This window comes from Cupriavidus sp. 01L46 (genome assembly GCF_056399905.1).
On record NZ_JBFTSF010000052.1, the window covers coordinates 1 to 16912 of the forward strand.

The 16912-nt window shown below is 67.3% G+C and carries 9 protein-coding genes and 1 pseudogene; 7 read left to right on the forward strand and 3 right to left on the reverse strand.

What is annotated here, in order from left to right; translation table 11 throughout:
- From AC1DS3_RS11850 to AC1DS3_RS11870, 5 genes and pseudogenes are all read left to right on the forward strand, one after another.
- Window positions 1–202: pseudogene (locus AC1DS3_RS11850) on the forward strand (hypothetical protein); the annotation flags it as partial.
- 69 nt (window positions 203–271) lie between these two features.
- Window positions 272–1195, forward strand: coding sequence for a LysR family transcriptional regulator (locus AC1DS3_RS11855; protein ID WP_441636011.1), 924 nt, complete (start codon window positions 272–274; stop codon window positions 1193–1195).
- 185 nt (window positions 1196–1380) lie between these two features.
- Window positions 1381–1758, forward strand: coding sequence for an oxalurate catabolism protein HpxZ (gene hpxZ, locus AC1DS3_RS11860; RefSeq protein WP_183032697.1), 378 nt, complete (start codon window positions 1381–1383; stop codon window positions 1756–1758).
- A 157-nt stretch (window positions 1759–1915) separates the two neighbouring features.
- Window positions 1916–2989: a porin gene (locus tag AC1DS3_RS11865; RefSeq protein WP_477127214.1), complete on the forward strand. Its 1074-nt coding sequence runs from the start codon at window positions 1916–1918 to the stop codon at window positions 2987–2989.
- Window positions 2990–3315: 326 nt separating this feature from the next.
- Complete coding sequence (locus AC1DS3_RS11870; RefSeq protein WP_441636060.1) at window positions 3316–3894, forward strand: uracil-DNA glycosylase family protein; 579 nt, start codon at window positions 3316–3318, stop codon at window positions 3892–3894.
- A gap of 94 nt (window positions 3895–3988) precedes the next feature.
- Here AC1DS3_RS11870 and phaP read toward each other — a convergent pair whose 3' ends face one another.
- From phaP to AC1DS3_RS11885, 3 genes are all read right to left on the reverse strand, one after another.
- On the reverse strand, window positions 3989–4492 hold the full coding sequence (gene phaP / locus AC1DS3_RS11875) for a TIGR01841 family phasin (RefSeq protein ID WP_477127215.1): 504 nt from the start codon (window positions 4490–4492) through the stop codon (window positions 3989–3991).
- 193 nt (window positions 4493–4685) lie between these two features.
- Window positions 4686–13229, reverse strand: a complete 8544-nt coding sequence (locus tag AC1DS3_RS11880) for a GH36-type glycosyl hydrolase domain-containing protein (protein ID WP_477127216.1) — start codon at window positions 13227–13229, stop codon at window positions 4686–4688.
- A gap of 187 nt (window positions 13230–13416) precedes the next feature.
- The gene (locus AC1DS3_RS11885; RefSeq protein ID WP_477127217.1) at window positions 13417–13572 is read right to left on the reverse strand and encodes a DUF3309 family protein; all 156 of its coding nucleotides are present in this window, start codon (window positions 13570–13572) and stop codon (window positions 13417–13419) included.
- Between the two features lie 869 nt (window positions 13573–14441).
- On the opposite strand from AC1DS3_RS11885, the gene AC1DS3_RS11890 reads away from it, so the two are divergent.
- The gene (locus AC1DS3_RS11890) at window positions 14442–15236 is read left to right on the forward strand and encodes a class II aldolase/adducin family protein (protein ID WP_441636021.1); all 795 of its coding nucleotides are present in this window, start codon (window positions 14442–14444) and stop codon (window positions 15234–15236) included.
- 90 nt (window positions 15237–15326) lie between these two features.
- A complete protein-coding gene (locus tag AC1DS3_RS11895; protein WP_477109203.1) occupies window positions 15327–16892 on the forward strand; it encodes an ABC transporter substrate-binding protein in 1566 nt (521 codons plus the stop codon).
- Window positions 16893–16912: the final 20 nt, after the last annotated feature.

Below are 16912 nucleotides of genomic sequence, written 5' to 3' on the forward strand. Positions count from 1 at the left end.
GTCGGTGGCCCCGCACGCCGCTGGCCTCATGCTGGGGGATGTCACGGAGCAGGACCGGGCGTCGGCGCTGGGCGCGCTGCGCCAGCTCTACTGCCAGGTCGCGTTGCCCCGCCATGGCAGCGGCCATGGCGTTGGTCCCGACGTTGGTCCCGACGTTGGTCCCGGCGTTGGTCCTGTCGCCGGGACCGGGCTGCCGGCGTAGCGTTGGCGCGTGCACGATCCTTGCTAGTGAGAGCGGATCGTTCTCACTAGCGCCCGAGCGCACGCCGCCATGCTCCACCCGCCTCGCCTTTACCTCTATCTTGACGCCGTGGCCCGCGTTGGGTCGATCCGCAAGGCCGCCGAGCAACTCCACGTCGCCTCCACCGCGCTCAACCGAAAGATCCTGGAGGTCGAGCAGGAAATCGGCACGGCGCTGTTCGAGCGCCTGCCCCGCGGCGTGCGGCTGACCGCCGCCGGCGAGGTGTTGATCGCCACCGTGCGCCGCAGCCTCGCGGATTTGGATTCGGCCGCCGCGCAGATGGAGCAGCTGCGTGGGCTGGTACGGGGCACCGTGCGCGTGGCGACGGTCGAGTCTGTCGCCACCGATTTCCTGCCTGAAGTCATCGGCCGCTACCAGTCCACCCACCGCGGCGTGCAGTTTCGCGTGGCGGTGGGCAACTCCGGCGACCTGCTGGCCGCGCTCAAGGAGGATGAGGCCGACCTGCTGCTGGCACACGACCCGCCCCCGACCACCTTCCTGCACGAACTGGCGGTGTCCGCGCAACCATTCTGCGCGATGATGCGCCCGGACCATCCGCTGGCAAGCCGGCGCACGTTGCGCCTATCCGACTGCCAGCCCTATCCCGTGGCCCTCGGGCCGGAGAGCTTTGGCAGCCGGCGGCTGATCGAGGCGATCTGCGCGCGCAACCGCTTGTCGCTGCGGGTGATGCTGGAAGCCACCACGGTGGAGATGCTGAAGAGCTTTGCGCGCCAGACCGGCGCGATCTGCTTCCAGTTCCAGGCCGGCACGCTGCGCGAGACGCGCCAGGGCACGCTGATTGCCGTGCCCTTGTCCGACCCCGAGCTGTGCGGCGGCCGGCTGGTGCTGGGCGCCCGCAAGGGCCGCAGCCTGCCGCCAGCGGCGGCGGCGTTTGCAGAGCACCTGAAGGCCGCGCTGAGCGGGCTGCACCAGCCGTTGGCCGAGGCTGCGTGATGCGTGGCCGGGCCTTGCATGGCGAGCCGGCACATGCAACAGCGAGTGCACACAATTTGCGTGCGCCATGAGAAGAAATAAGTGCTGGTTGTATGCAATCGAATTGCCGCAAACTGCATCCATCGCAGTCACGCAGCGTGACATCACCGGGCTGCCACGCTGCCACGGATATCCACGAAAGCAAGATGAGAATCAACGATCCCGCCATCCTCGCCGAGGTGGAAGCCGCCTTCGATGCCTATGAACGGGCGCTGGTCGGCAACGACGTCGCCGAGCTMGACCGGCTGTTCTGGGAAAGCCCGCACACGCTGCGCTACGGCGCGGGCGAAAACCTCTACGGCATCGAGGCCATCCGCGCGTTCCGCGCGGCGCGCCCGGCAAAGGGCCTCGCCCGCGAGATCACCGAGCGCAGCGTCACCACCTTCGGCAACGATTTCGCCGTAGCCAATATCGCCTTTCGCCGCGCCGGCGAGCCGCGCCTGGGCCGCCAGAGCCAGAGCTGGGTGCGGCTGCCCGAAGGCTGGCAGGTGGTGGCCGCGCATGTGAGCTGGCAGCAAGCATGAGCCAGCGGCGCTAGCGTACCGGCGCCATCCCGCGCCAGCCATTTCAAGAGCACGCGTTTTTAGATAGCCGGGGCTTGCCCCCGGAGGGGTGTTGTCGTGCCCAGTGAATGCGACAGAGCCAGCAACGATAGAAAACGGGTCAACCATGGAGGTCTTTATGCAACACAAATTCAAGCCGGTCGTGAAACTGGCAGTCATGGCAGCAGCCTTGATCTGCGGCAACGCCATGGCGCAATCCAGCGTCACGCTTTACGGGATGGTTGATGCCTATGTCGGCGCCACCAAGGCCGGCGGTGCGGACCGCGCCTACGGCGTCAACAGCGGCGGCATGCAAACCTCGTACTTCGGCATCAAGGGCACCGAGGATCTTGGCAACGGCCTGAAGGCGATCTTCGACCTGAACGGCTTCCTGCGCCCGGACACCGGCAAGCAAGGCCGCTTCGACGGCGATGCGCTGTTTACCCGCAACGCCTTTGTCGGCCTGCAGAGCGCAACGCTTGGCACGGTGAAGCTCGGGCGCAACACCACGCCCTACTTCATCTCGACCATCCTGTTCAACCCGCTGGTGGACTCCTATGTGTTCTCGCCGGCGATCTTCCACACCTACTTCTCGGCCAGCAATGGCCGCGTCTATGACCCGGGCATCATCGGCGACTCGGGCTGGAGCAACTCGCTGGTGTATTCCACGCCGAACGTTGGCGGCCTGACCGCCAACGCGATCTACTCGTTCGGCGAGCAGGCAGGCAGCGTCGGCAAGAACAAGTGGGGCGGCAACGTGCTCTACTTCAACGGCAACTTCGGCGCCACCGTAGCCTTCCAGCAGGTCAAGTTCAACAGCCCCCCGGGAGACGTGACCGCGCCCACGGCGCTGGCTGGCTTCGACAAGCAGAACGCCGTGCAGGTCGGCGTGAGCTACGACTTCAAGGTGGTCAAGCTGTTCGCGCAGGGCCAGTACATCAAGAGCGACGTCAACAACGCCACGGGCGATATCAAGCACACCAATGGCCAGGTTGGCGCTTCGATCCCGGTGGGCAACGGCAACGTGCTGGTCTCCTATGCGTACGACAAGACCAAKAACAGCGTCGCGGACTTCAAGCGCAACACGGCCGGCCTCGCTTACGACTACAACCTGTCCAAGCGCACCGACGTGTATGCCGCGTACTTCTACGACAAGCTGAGCGACCAGTCGCACGGCGACAGCTTTGGCGTGGGCATGCGTCACCGCTTCTGATTGGAAGCGGTACGCAGGTGGGCCGTGCTTCGGCGCGGCCCACCTGTGCAATCTGGAAAGGTTTCGTAGCCGCCCCCACCTTTTTGCAGTCATTGCGCCCCCATGCGCACCCGCTTCGTTTGGCAATCCTCGCCGAACTGCATACACTGGGCGCCATGGGCACAACCACGATCCACATATCCCTTCCGGACGCGCTGAAACGCTATGTCGACGAACAGGTCGACGCAACCGGCTGCGGCTCCCCTGCCRATGATCTGCGCGACCTTCCCGTAACTCCCGTAGCCGTTTCCGCCGCAAGCGATGAGGGCAAGACCGACCTCGACACCCTGCTGACCCAGGTACGCGCCTGCCGCCTGTGCGAAGCGCACCTCCCGCTTGGTCCCCGCCCGGTAGTACAAGCTGCCGCCAGCGCCCGCATCCTGATTGTCGGCCAGGCGCCGGGCACACGCGTGCATGCCAGCGGCATTCCCTGGGACGATCCCAGCGGTGACCGGCTGCGTGATTGGATGGGCGTGGATAAGACCGTGTTCTACGATGCCGCGCGCATTGCCATCATCCCGATGGGACTGTGCTATCCGGGCCGTGGCGCCAGCGGCGACCTGCCGCCGCGCAAGGAGTGCGCGCCGTTGTGGATGGATGCGCTGCTGGCGCGCCTGCCGGACATTGAACTGACCTTGCTGGTCGGGCAGTATGCGCAGCGGCGTTTCCTGGGAGCGGCGGCGCGCGGTGGCGTGACGCCTACCGTGGCCGGCTTTGGCACGCATGGGCCGCGCTTTATTCCGCTGCCGCACCCATCGCCGCGCAACCAGGGCTGGTTCAAGCACAACGGCTGGTTTGCGCGGGACTTGCTGCCGGTGCTGCGCCAGCGCGTGGAGGCCGTTCTCTTGGCACCACCCGCTGGCTGATCGCCGCAAAAAAAAAACTGCGCCACATGGGCGCAGTTTTTCCTTGCTACTGGCGTTTGCTTCACAGCGGCCAGCGGTGCCGCCTTACTTGGCCTTACTTGGCAGCCGTGGCGGGCATGACCTTTTCGAAGGCGTCGCGCATCGGCTTCATGGCCGTTTCGTAGGCCGCGACCCAGCTCGGTGCGCTCGCGTGGGCAGCCGGGAACGCGCCGCCAGCGTTCGACATGAGGTTCTGGCCGAACGACGCCATGGCTTCCTGGGTCTGCGCAGCGTAGGTGCTCATCTGGCGCTGGGCTTCCTGCGCGAACTCCGCGCCGGTGCTGGCGAAGATCTCGTTCATGTGGCCGGCATAGGCGTTMATCTTCTGGGCAAAGCCATTGGCCAGTTCCGGCTTGAGGCCGGACATGCCGGCGCCAACCGGCTGCTGGCTGGATTCGCGGACGTAGTTCGTGGTATCCGCCAGGCTGGTCTTGACGGCCTGCATGTTCAGCGCGCTGATCTTTTCCGCGCCACGGGCCAGGGGACCGACCAAGGCAAGGAACAGGTCCAGGTTAGCTTGCTGGACGCCGAAGAATTGAGCTTGGGTGGGATGTGCCATGAAATAGTCTCCTGGGGATGATCTGGATGATCCAACGCTGCCGAAGAGGGTTCCGTGAGCGGCATCATCGTTTTGCTGCAATGCAGCAATTGGGCACATCATAAGCTTATTCCCCGAGGAGTCAAGCGATTCCCGGAAAGACTTTTTCGGGCTCGCCAGATGCACCCATGCGCCCCATTCCGCCCTATACCCCCTATTCCGCCGCCGGGATGCATACCAGCAGCCTGTGCCTACCATCGTCCAGCGGCACGCGCACGGCACCGTCGCCGCAAGCCAGCGCCAGCCCATCGAGGACGGCATGCGCGCCGCCCGCGCCTGGCGCCAGCGTCTGCACCCGGATGTCGTAGTGGCATGCCCCCAGGCATACCGTCGCCTCAAACCCGGGCCAGGCCGCCGGAATGCTCGGCGCCACGATCAGCCAGCCCGCTTCGCGGCGGATCCCCAGGATGCCCTCCAGCCCGGCGCGATACATCCAGCCGGCCGCGCCGGTGTACCAGGTCCACCCGCCACGCCCGATGTGGGGCGCCACCGAATACACATCGGCCGCGACCACGTACGGCTCGACCTTGTAGCGCTGCACGCCTGCGGGCGTGCTGGCGTGGTGGATGGGGTTGAGCATCGAGAACAGGTCCACGGCCTTTGCGCCCGCGCCGAGCCGGGCAAAGGCAAGGACCGACCACATCGCGGCGTGGCTGTATTGCCCGCCGTTCTCGCGCACGCCGGGGGGATAGCCTTCGATGTAGCCGGGATCCGGCGAGGCGCCATCGAAGGGCGGCGCGAACAGCAGCGCCAGGCCGTCGTTGCGCCGCACCAGGTGCTCGGCCATGGATGCCATGGCGGTGGCAGCGCGCACGGGATCCCCGGCGCCCGACAGCACGGCCCACGACTGGGCAATGGCGTCGATCCGGCAGGCCGGGYTGGTCTTGGAACCCAGCCAGCTGCCGTCATCGAAGGTGGCACGGCGATACCACTCGCCGTCCCAGCCATCGCGCTCCAACGCCGCGCCCAGCATTGCCGCATGGGCGCGCCAGTGCGCTGCGCGGCCAGCGTCGCGCACCTCGGCAAGCGGCGCGAAGAGCGCGATCGTGCGCATCAGCAACCAGCCAAGCCACACGCTCTCGCCCTTGCCGCCGGCCCCGACCCGGTTCATGCCGTCGTTCCAGTCGCCGCCGCCGATCAGCGGCAGGCCGTGCTCGCCGGTCAAGGCAAGGCATCGCTCGATGCCGCGCGCGCAATGCTCGAACAGCGATGCCGATGCCTCCCCGGTCATCGGTTGGAAGAAGGCATCATGCGCATCCGCGCCGAGCACCGGCCCGTCGAGGAAGGACACGTTCTCATCCAGCACCGCCGCATCGCCAGAGCCTGCTATGTAGGTCGCCGTGGCGAAGGCCAGCCAGACGCAATCGTCGGAGATGCGCGTGCGCACGCCCTGCCCGGTGTGCGGCAGCCACCAATGCTGGACGTCGCCTTCGGCAAATTGCCTGGCCGCGGCACGCAGCAAGTGCTGGCGCGTGGCCGCAGGCTTGGCGAAGGTAAGCGCCATGGTGTCTTGCAACTGATCGCGAAAGCCATAGGCACCGCTCGCCTGGTAGAACGCCGCGCGGGCCCAGATGCGGCAGGCCAGGGTCTGGTAGAGCAGCCAGCCGTTGAGCATGATGTCCATTGCCCGGTCCGGCGTCCTGACCTGCACGGCGCCAAGCAGGCTATCCCAGTGCCCTGTCACGGCATCCAGCACGGCGTCGAGATCGGCGGCGCGATAGCGGGCAATCAGCGCCCTCGCCGCCTCGGCCGAGCCGCACTCGCCGAGAAACGCGACGATGTCGAGCGTCTCGCCCGCGGCAAGCTCCACGATGCACTGCACCGCGGCACACGGGTCCAGCCCCGCGCCCACGGCGCCAGACAACGGTGTGGTGCCAAGCAGGGCCGCCGGCGCCTCGGCGCCGCCGTTGTACCCAAGGAATTCCGTGCGGTCGGCGGTCCAGGCTGTTTGCTTGCCGCCGAGATCGGCAAAGGCAACCCGGCCGGGGAAGGCGGAGCTCCAGGGATTGCGCGCCAGCATTGCGCCGGTGGCCTCGTCGCGCTCGGTCACGATGAACGGCGCCGATGCGCCACGCGACGTGCCGAGTACMCACTCCACGTAGGCGGTGACGGAAAGCCGGCGGCGCCCGGCGGACAGGTTGCTCAGCGTCAGCCGCGAAATCTTGACTGGGTCTTCCAGCGGGACGAACTGCAGCAGCTCGGCCGCGATGCCGTTCGCGTGGTGCGCAAAGCGGCTGTAGCCATGGCCGTGGCGGGCCGCGTAGGTGCCTGCATCGCGGATGGGCTGCGCTGTCGGGCTCCAAACTTCGAGGCTGTCTTCGTCGCGGATGTAGAACGCCTCGCCGGCCGGATCCAGCACCGGGTCGTTGGACCAGGGCGTGAGCTGGTTCTCGCGGCTGCTCTCGGCCCAGGTGTAGCCGCTGCCCTGCGCCGAGGCATGAAAGCCAAAGCTGGGGTTGGCGATCACGTTGATCCAAGGCGCGGGCGTGGTGGCGGCGCCGTCAAGCACGATCACATACTCCCGCCCGTCCTTGTCGAAGCCACCGAGGCCATTGAAGAACTCGAGCGCCGGCGTGGCCGGCGCTGGCATTGGCGCCGGCCGTGGTGGCGCGCGGCGGCGTACGGGTGCGGCGCGCTGCGGCACCACGGGTAGCCGGCCGAGTTGTTCGGCGATGGGCCCCCTGCGCGCGGACAGCACGACGCGGGCCACCGACAAGAGCAGCGCGCGGGCATCGACGTGCAGCAGGTCGGTGCGCAGCGTATAGACCGAGCCCTGGGCGAGCTCATCGCCAAGGCGCGGCTGCGACTGGCTGCTGCGCACCGCGGTCTCGATGGCGTTCTGCAGGTCCTGCGTATAAGACGACGCACGCTCGTTGACGATGACCAGGTCCACGCCAAGCCGCTTCATGCGCCAGTACTCGTGCGCGCGCAGCAGCTGGCGTACCTGCGCCATATCCTCGATCTCGTCGATGCGCAGCAGCACGATCGGCAGGTCGCCGGAGATGGCGTGCGGCCAAAGCCCGGACTGCGGGCCCGCGCCGCGGGCAATGGCCTCGGAGGAACTCCGGAAGCGGGGATCGGCGTACAGGATCGGCGCGGCCAGGCGCTGGAAATCCGCCGCTTCGTCGGCCTTGACGTCGAGATGGCGCAACTGGACCTGGGCCTGCGTCCAGGCCAGGGTCTTGGCGCGCTCGAAGGCGCTGCGGTCATGATGCTTGTCGATCAGATCCAGCAGCGCGGCGCGCGAGGGCGCCACCAGCGTCCAGAATGCGATGCGCGCCACGCCGCCCGGTGCGACCCGCACGCGCTGCCTGAGCGAGAAGATGGCGTCGAGCACCGTGCCCGTGGTGTTGGACAGCGCACGGCCATGCCGCACGCCGTCCGCTATTCTGCCCGTCTGCCCCTCCTCCAGAAAGCGCGCCCGGTCGGTCTCGTATTGCGGATCCGCCACCACTTCGCCTTCGACGATGGCGAAGTGGGCAGCCCATATCGTTGGCTCCGTGGGCGAGCGCGGGCGGCGCGTGGCAACCAGCGCGCCGAACTCGGGCAGGTATTCGGTCTCGATAAACAGCTTGGAGAACGCCGGGTGCGCGGCGTCGGCCGCCGGCACGGTCAGCACCAGTTCCGCATACGAGGTCAGCTCGATCTCGCGCGCGCGCCGCCCGCTGTTGGCCAGCGAGACTCGCCGCACTTCCCCGTCATCCTCGCCGGAGACCAGGATGGAGAGCGTGGTGACCAGGCTGCCATCGCGGCGGATGAACTCCGCGTGGTCTTCGGCGAAGACCACTTCGCTGCCCTGCTCGCCATCGTCCGTATCGCCGCCGGCAAATTGCGCGCCGGCCGGCCAGACGGCGCGGCTTTGCGTATCGCGCAGGAAGATAAAGCTGCCAGCGTCGTCGCGGGTGGCATCCTCGCGCCACCGCGTCACGGCCAGGTCGCGCCAGCGGCTGTAGCCCGCGCCGGCCGCGGTCAGCATCACCGCGTAGCGCCCGTTCGACAGCAGATGCGTGACGGGCGCACCGGGCGCATAGCCGGCAAGCCTGCGCACCGTGGAATCCTCGCTGCCGGACTCCATCGTGGAGGCTTTCACCTCTTCGGCGCGCGGATGCGCAATGGCGACGTTGCGCGGCATGCGCTCCTGCAGCAGCAGCTCGGTGGCCTGGATCATCGGCTCGCGGTGAAAGCGCTCCCGCATCTGGCCGCCGTGCAGCGTATTGGCGATCGCCACGATGGTCATGCCCTGGTGGTGGGCCATGTAGCTGCGCACGATGGCGAACGCCTCATCCTCGGGCAGCCGGGACCGGGTGAAATCAATGGCCTCGTAGAAGCCGAAGCGCCCCTTTGCCCCCATCCGCGCGAGACGCGCGAAGTTCTGCTGCGCGCCTTGCGGATCCACCATGGTGGCCAGGCCGCTCGCATAAGGTGCGATCACCACATTGTCGGAAAGCCCGCGTTTCAGGCCCAGGCCTGGCACGCCGAAGTTGGAGTACTGGTAGGTGAACTCCAGATCGCGCGCGTTGTAGGCGGATTCGGACACGCCCCATGGCACGCCCAGCGCGCGGCCGTAGCCTTGCTGGCGCTCCACCACCAGCCGGTTGGTCTGCTCGAGCAGGCTGCCCGCCGGCGCGCGCATGACCAGCGACGGCATCAGGTACTCGAACATCGACCCGGACCACGAGATCAGCGCCGACCCATTGCCCAGCGGCGTGGCCGTGCGCCCAAGGCGGAACCAGTGCCGCGTGGACACATCGCCCTTGGCGATGGCAAACAGGCTGGCAAGACGGGCCTCCGACGCAAGCAGGTCATAGCAGCTGACATCGAGCCGGTTGTCGTCCTGCGAGTAGCCGATCGAAAGCAGCTTGCGCTCTTCATCGAACAGGAACGCGAAGTCCATCGACAGCGCCATTTCGCGCGCAACGGCGGCCAGCGCTTGCAGGCGCGCGCCGAGCAGCTCCGGCGCTTCGATCCGCTCTACCCGGTCTTGCTCGTGCTCGGCCACGGCCTTGCGCAGCGCCTGCACCCAGAAGGCCAGGTCGCCAAGGCTGTCGTCGCCGGTGGCGGGCAGGATGTCGCTGGCGATCGCGGCGGCTTTTTCCGTCAGCCGCTTGAGCGCAGGCATCAGCATGGCCATCGCCTGCGTGCCGTTGAGCTGGGTTTCTACCTGCTCCAGCAGTTCGCCGAGCTTGCCGGCGCGCTCGCCGCCCGCCAGCGCCAGCCCGGCAATGGCCTCGCGCGCCAGCGTCACGGTATCCATCATGCCGAGCCGGAAATCCGGCGTCGCCTCGGCATGGGTCCATTCTTCACAGGCATTGGCCAGCGCAATCAGGTGGCCGGCCAGGTTGCCGCTGTCGACCGATGAGACGTAGGCAGGCGTCAGGGCGCGCAGATCCTGCGTGCCATACCAGTTGTAGAAGTGGCCATGGCAGCGCTGCAGCTGTTGCATGGCGGCGAAGGCCGCTTCCAGCCGCGCGGCCGTGGCCGCCGTGCCGCTCCAGCCGAAGTCGCGCGCGGCAATGGCCGATAGCAGGTACAGGCCGATATTGGTGGGCGAGGTCCGGTGCGCCAGGACCGGCTTCGGGCGCTCCTGGAAATTGTCGGGCGGCAGCATGTTGTCCGCTGGCGTGACCATGGTCTCGAAAAAGCGCCAGGTGCGGCGCGCGGTCAGGCGCAGCTCGCGCGTGTCAGCGTCCGACACCACCAGCCGCCTTGCGACCTTCGGCGCCCGGCTGGCCCACAGGGCCAGCATGGGCGCGGCCAGCCAGAGCCATCCGAGCGGCAGCGCGAGCGGCCAGGACGCGGGCGCGAAGGCCAGCGTGCCCGCCAGCAGCGCCAGCGTCAGCAATACGCCGCCCGCCATCTGCCGGTAGGAGCCGGCCAGGTCAAGCCGCGGGCTGGTCATGGACTGGGCGGCGGTGGTCCACTCCAGCAGGTGGCGGCGGGTCAAGCGCAGCCGCGCCAGCGTGCGCGCGATCGCGTCGCTCATGCGCCAGGCCACGTCGGGCAGGAACGCCAGCGTCAGCAGCACCTGCGCCACGGCCGCGCGCAGGTCGTCCCACAGCATCCCCACGTGGGTGCGCAACCGGATGCCGGCACGATGGGGAATGACGGAAAACATACCGGGCAACAGGGCCGGAATCGCCATGGCCGCCAGCAACAGCAGCGTGCCGCGCAGCGCCGCGCCCGGCGGCAGCAGCCAGCACGCGCCAAAGCACAGCAGCAGCGACGGCGCGAGCACCGAGCGCCGCAGGTTGTCCAGCATCTTCCAGCGGCCGAGCATCGGCACCGCCTGGCTGCCCTTGCGGCCGCGCACGATCCAGCCAAGGAGCTGCCAGTCGCCACGCGTCCAGCGATGCTGGCGCTTGGCAGCCACGTCATAGCGCGCGGGAAAATCCTCGACGACCTCGATGTCCGAAGCCAGCCCGGCGCGGGCGAACATGCCCTCGAACAGGTCGTGGCTGAGCACCGCATTCACCGGCACGCGGCCGCGCAGCGCGGCCTCGAAGGCATCCACGTCATAGATGCCCTTGCCGGTGTAGGACCCCTCGCCGAAGATGTCCTGGTACACGTCCGACGCCGCCGCCGCATAGGGATCGATGCCGCCGGGCGCGGAGAAGATGCGCTGATAGAACGAACCCTCGCTGCCCACCGGCAGGGATGGCGTGACGCGCGGCTGCAGGATGGCGTAGCCGCCGATGACACGCTGCAGCGTGTCGTCGAACCTTGGCCGGTTCAGCGGGTGGGCCATCTTGCCGATCAGCCGGAGCGCCGCGTCGCGCGGCAAGCGCGTATCGGCATCGAGCGTGATCACGTAGCGCACATCGGGTGGTACCTGGGGCGGCGCACCATCGACAGCAACAAAGCTGGTGTCCGTAGCGCCGCGCAGCAGGCGGTTGAGTTCATGGAGCTTGCCGCGCTTGCGCTCCCAGCCCATCCACTTGCCCTCTCCGGCGTTGAACACGCGGTGCCGGTGCAGCAGCAGGAAGCGGTTGCCGGCGGGGCCCGGCCCGTAGCGGCGGTTCAGCGCGCCGATGGCTTCGGCCGCCACCGCCAGCAGGGCTGCGTCGCCCGGCATGACGGCCTGGTCGGCGTCGGTGCCGTCGGTGAGCAGCGCGAAGGTCAGGTCACCACCGGCGCCGGCAAGATGGTGCACCTCCAGGCGCTCGATCTGCTCGCGCAGGCTGGCTTCGCCCGATAGCAGCGTGGGCACGGCCACCAGCGTGCGCAGCGCGGGCGGCACGCCCGCCGTGAGTTCAAGCCCCGGCAGGATGGATGCGCCAAAGAGCCAGGCGATGCCGCGGTTGACCACCGCCGTTGCCACCTCGCTGGCCGGGACGAAGCCCAGCCAGCCGATCAGCGCAAGCCAGCCGCCGGAGAGCGCCGGCATGGCCGCCGCCGCAAGCACCCAGAGCGATCCACCGAGCAGCGCAAGGGTGACCAGCAAAATGGCGCCCACATAGCCACCAATGCCCAGCGCGACATTGAGGCGGGAAAACCGCAGCCGCGCCGGGGGACTAAAGCCGATTGCGCGTTCAAAGGCGCGCCGGCCCTCCGCGATCAGGTGATATCCCGGGTCCCCGATGCGCTCCGCCTGCGCCGGATCGGCGGTGCCTGCCGCCGCGGCGCGGGCCGTGGCCAGCGCAAGATCGGCAATCTCCAGCTCCGAGGCGGGCGAGCCGCGCGCAAGCTGCTCGATGGCGCTGCGGTAAAGATTGCGCGTGGGGAAATCCATGTCGGCATAGCCGCTGCCATCGCGCAAACGCGCGTCGACCAGGCTCACGCTCTCGAACAGTTCGGCCCAGTCGATATCCGAAATCAGCCGCATGCTGGTGATGACATTGCGCACGGTCACGTTGGATGCGCCCTGGCGCTGCTGGGCGTGCCGCACCACGTCCTCGATGGATGCGCCCTGCCGGCCAAGCCGCTCTTCCAGCCAGCCCAGGGTTGGCGTGGTGCGTGGGTCCTGGTCCCGCAGGCGCTTGGCCAGTTGCGCGGCGAACAGTTCCGACAACGGCGCGGCGGCGCGCGAGGCGATATCCGTGTCGAGTGCCGAGCGGGCGCAGCCCGACTTGAGCAGTTGTCTGGACAGATCGTCCGCGTCGGCGCGGGCGATACGCCCGGCGGTCATCTGTTCGGCCAGGCGGCGCAGGTTCTCGATCAGGACGATGCGCAGCGTGATGGCCACGGCCCACAGCTCGCCGATGGTCAGCGGCTGCACACGCTGGTAGGCGGCAATGAAGCGCCGCAGGGTGTCCGGATCGATATGGCTGTCGGTATGCGCGACAAAGGCCCAGGCAAGGCCAAATACGCGCGGGTATCCGGCGAAGGGACCCTCGCTGAGCTTGGGCAGCTGGCGATAGTAGCCAGGCGGCAGGTCATCGCGGATCTCGCGGATCTGCGCCTCCACCAGGTGGTAGTTGTCCAGCAGCCATTCGGCCGCGGGCACCACGGCCCTGCCGCTCTCCAGCTCCGCCGCGCTGGCCCGGTAGGCCGCGAGCAGTACTTCGGCATTGTCGTTGAGGCGGCTGCGCAGCGTGCGCACGCGCGGGGGCTGCGCGGTGACGGGCTGGGCGGCGGCAAGGCTCTGCGCATGCTGCTCCAGCCGCTCGACGCCGAACAGCTCCTCGCGCACCGGCGCCTTGTTGTCCCACGGCGAAGGGGTGGATGTGTACTCGAACGTACGGCCTAGCACTGAATACATGGGCGCCTTGATTGCCAACGGGGATCGGGAGACGGGTTCGCCTCCTTGAAAACGGCTGGCCGGCAAGCCCGAGGCTCGCCGGCCATCACGCGATCGCTGCGCGGACTGTTGCGCCAAGGCGAGCCTTCTTGTCTCTCTCTCGCCTCTTTCTCGCCTCTTTCTCGCCTCTCTCTTGCCTCTCTCTTGCCTATAGGCGGCCCATCAGCACCAGCACAAGTACCACGATCAGCAGCAGGCCCAGCACGCCGCTGGGCATGTAGCCCCAGGAACGGCTATGCGGCCAGGTCRGCATTGCGCCGAGCAAGACAAGCACCAGCACGACCAGTAATACGATTCCTAACATGGAATGCTCCTTTCCCGACTCCGCTTGATGGGCCAGGCCCCCGCCGATACCTCGCCAGGGGACCGGAATCGTCGAGCCCGATGCGAATGTAGCCGCGCCGTTTGGCATGGACCTGACCGCTACCCGCACGTTGCCACGGACGGCGTGCGGTGTCGGTACGATGACGGACAATTGGCGCCCGCTACCGAGGCTGGGGGTTGGGGCTTGGCGGTTGAACCGCGCAGGGGTCAGAGGGAGCGGAAAACGCGACGGGCATGACAGCCATGGTGGCCTTGAGGCCAGCGGGAAGGCAGCATGCTTCAGGAAAGAACTGAACCTGGGGCAAGGCCGCAGGCGGAAAGTCGTGGGGTGCGACTGGGGTCAGGTCCAGACAGCCGGCCGCGCGTATTCGCAGCGCCGCTGTGCGCGCATCTTCGCATACTCCAGCCCGGAACCCTTCTTATATTTCCGTCGGCGGCGCTTCTGCACCCCGCGAGCATGCCAGGCCGCGCTTGCTCGCGCGTCATGTGACAAAAGAGACACACGGACACCGTGGCCGCCTATCCCGACGCTGGATTTTCTGCACGCCACCAAACCGTGCGCCGCGCCCTATTCCCGCTCGCCAATCCCGAAATCCAGCTGCCGGTGCCCATTTTTTGCGCATGGCAGCATTCCCAGGCAAGCCGCCGAAGCCGCCCAGCAGCCTGTCATCCACGCCGGGGCAAACCCGCATTTCCTTGAAAATCAACGCCTTGCACATCGCACCGCAACATATCCGGCTGCAAATTGAACACGTGGCCTGAACTTTGCGTAATCGGTATAAATGCCAACTGTCGACAGCTGACCATCGACCTACAGTGATCTAATCGCCAATCCAAGGAAACACAAACATGGGCAACAACGTCTCTTCCCGCCTGGTTCCCGCCATCTCCGAGGCCGAGCAACAGGTGCGTGAGGATCTCGCCGCCGCATACCGCCTGGTCGCCCTGTATGGCATGGACGACAGCATCTACACGCATATCTCGGCCCGGGTGCCGGGCACCGAGGACCGCTTCCTGATCAACCCGTTCGGGATGCTGTTCCGGGATATCACCGCGTCCTCGCTCGTGTGCATCGATCTGGACGGGAACATCATCAGCGGCCCGCCGGGGCAAGACGTGAACCCGGCCGGCTTCACCATCCACAGCGCCGTGCATGCCGCCCGGCATGACGCGGTCTGTGTGCTGCATACGCATACCGTGGCCGGCGTGGCCGTCTCGTCGCTGGCGTGCGGCCTGCAGCCCTCCAACCAGTGGGCGCTGCAGTTCCATGAGCGCGTGTCGTACCACGACTTCGAAGGCATTGCGCTGGACCATGAGGAGCGCGTGCGCCTGGTGGCCGACCTCGGCCCGGACAAGCGCGCCCTGATCCTGCGCAATCACGGCCTGGTCACGCTGGGCCGCAGCGTGGCGGAGGCCTTCATCCTGATGCATAACCTGGAGCGCGCCTGCCGCGTGCAGGTGGCGATCCAGTCCAGCGGCCAGCCGGTCAATCCGGTGCCGCCAGCCATTTGCGAGAAGACCGCGCGCCAGTACGAGAGCGGCGACACCAACCGCCTGCCCGGCGCGGCCGATCCGTACGCGCGGGAATGGCGCGCCTTGCGCGAGCGGCTGGAACCTGCCGCTGCCACGTCGTTCCGCGACTGACGTGCTGCCCGCCCTGCGCGCTTTCGCCACTCCGTCTTGCCAGTTCCGTCTTGCCAGTTACCCATCCCTAGCCCCCAGGAGAGTTCCGCAATGAATCGTCGCCAACTGATCAAAATGGGTGTTGCCACCACCGGGCTGTCGCTCGCCGGCGTGCCTTTCCACGTCCTCGCGGCCGGCAAGAAGGGCGGCGTGATCAACGCGCTCGTCCAGCCTGAGCCTTCCGGCCTGATGATCGGCATTACCCAGAACGGCCCCACCCAGCTGATCTCCGGCAACATCTACGAGGGCTTGCTGCGCTACGACGAAAAGCTGGAACCGCAGCCAGCACTGGCGACCTCCTGGACGGTAAACCCGGCCGGCACGGTGTACACGTTCAAGCTCAAGCCCAAGGTCACCTGGCATGACGGCAAGCCGTTTACCGCGGCCGACGTGGTGTTCTCCGCCGATGTGTTCCTGCGCAAGACCCACGCCCGGCTGCGCGCCAACCTGGCGGCGGTGGAGAGCATCCGCGCGGTGGACCCGCTCACGGTGGAGTTCAAGCTGAAGTACCCGTTCAGCCCGTTCCTCGGCATCTTCGAAGTGGGCACCATGCCCATGGTGCCCAAGCACATCTACGAGGGCACGGATTTCCTGACCAACCCCGCCAATGCCAAGCCCATCGGCACCGGCCCGCTGAAGTTCAAGGAATGGGTGCGCGGCTCGTACATCCAGCTGGTGCGCAACGATGCGTATCACCAGCCCGACGTGCCGCTGGTCGACAGCGTGTACTTCCACGTGATCCCCGATGCCTCGGCGCGCGCCGCGGCGTTCGAGTCCGGCAAGGTCGACCTGGTGCCCGGCGGCGCGGTGGAGTACTTCGACGTGGCGCGCCTGAGCAAGCTGCCCGGCGTGCAGGTCACCACCAAGGGCTGGGAATTCTTCGCGCCGCACTCGTGGCTGTGGGTCAACAACCGCAAGGCGCCGATGGACAACATCAAGTTCCGCCAGGCGCTGGCCTTTGCCATCGACCGCGACGCGATCGCCAAGGTGGCATGGCAAGGCTATGCCAAGAGCGCCACCGGCCCCTTCAACAGCCATATCAAATACGCCAGCACCGACGTGGCCAAGTATCCGCGCGACCTGGCCCGCGCCAAGCAGTTGCTGGGCGAATCCGGCTACAAGGGCGAAACCCTGCGCCTGCTGCCCCTGCCCTACGGCGAAACCTGGACCCGCTCCGCCGAGATCGTGCGGCAGAACCTGCAGCAGGCCGGCGTGAAGATCGAGATGACCCCCACCGACGTGGCGGGCTGGGGCGAGCGGCTGAACAAGTGGGACTACGACCTGGCCTTCACCTATGTCTACCAGTACGGTGACCCGGCGCTGGGCGTGGCGCGCAACTACACCTCGGACAACATCGCGCAGGGCTCGCCCTTCAACAATGTGGAGGGCTATCGCAACGCCAAGGTCGACGAACTGTTCCAGGCTGGCGCGCGCGAGATCGACCCCGTCAAGCGCGCGGCGATCTACCACGAAGTGCAGAAGATCCTGGTGGACGAGATGCCGGTGGTGTGGCTGCACGAGCTCAACTTCCCCACGCTGTACCGAAGCCGCATCAACAATCCCATCAGTTCCGGCATTGGCCTGAACGACGGCATCGGCCGCGCCTGGCTGGCGTGATGGCAGTCATCTTTATCTCT

Coding starts and splice junctions, on each gene's coding strand:
- AC1DS3_RS11890 (WP_441636021.1), top strand. CDS start 14,442: ATGGGCAACAACGTCTCTTCCCGCCTGGTTCCCGCCATCTCCGAGGCC.
- AC1DS3_RS11895 (WP_477109203.1), top strand. CDS start 15,327: ATGAATCGTCGCCAACTGATCAAAATGGGTGTTGCCACCACCGGGCTG.
- AC1DS3_RS11855 (WP_441636011.1), top strand. CDS start 272: ATGCTCCACCCGCCTCGCCTTTACCTCTATCTTGACGCCGTGGCCCGC.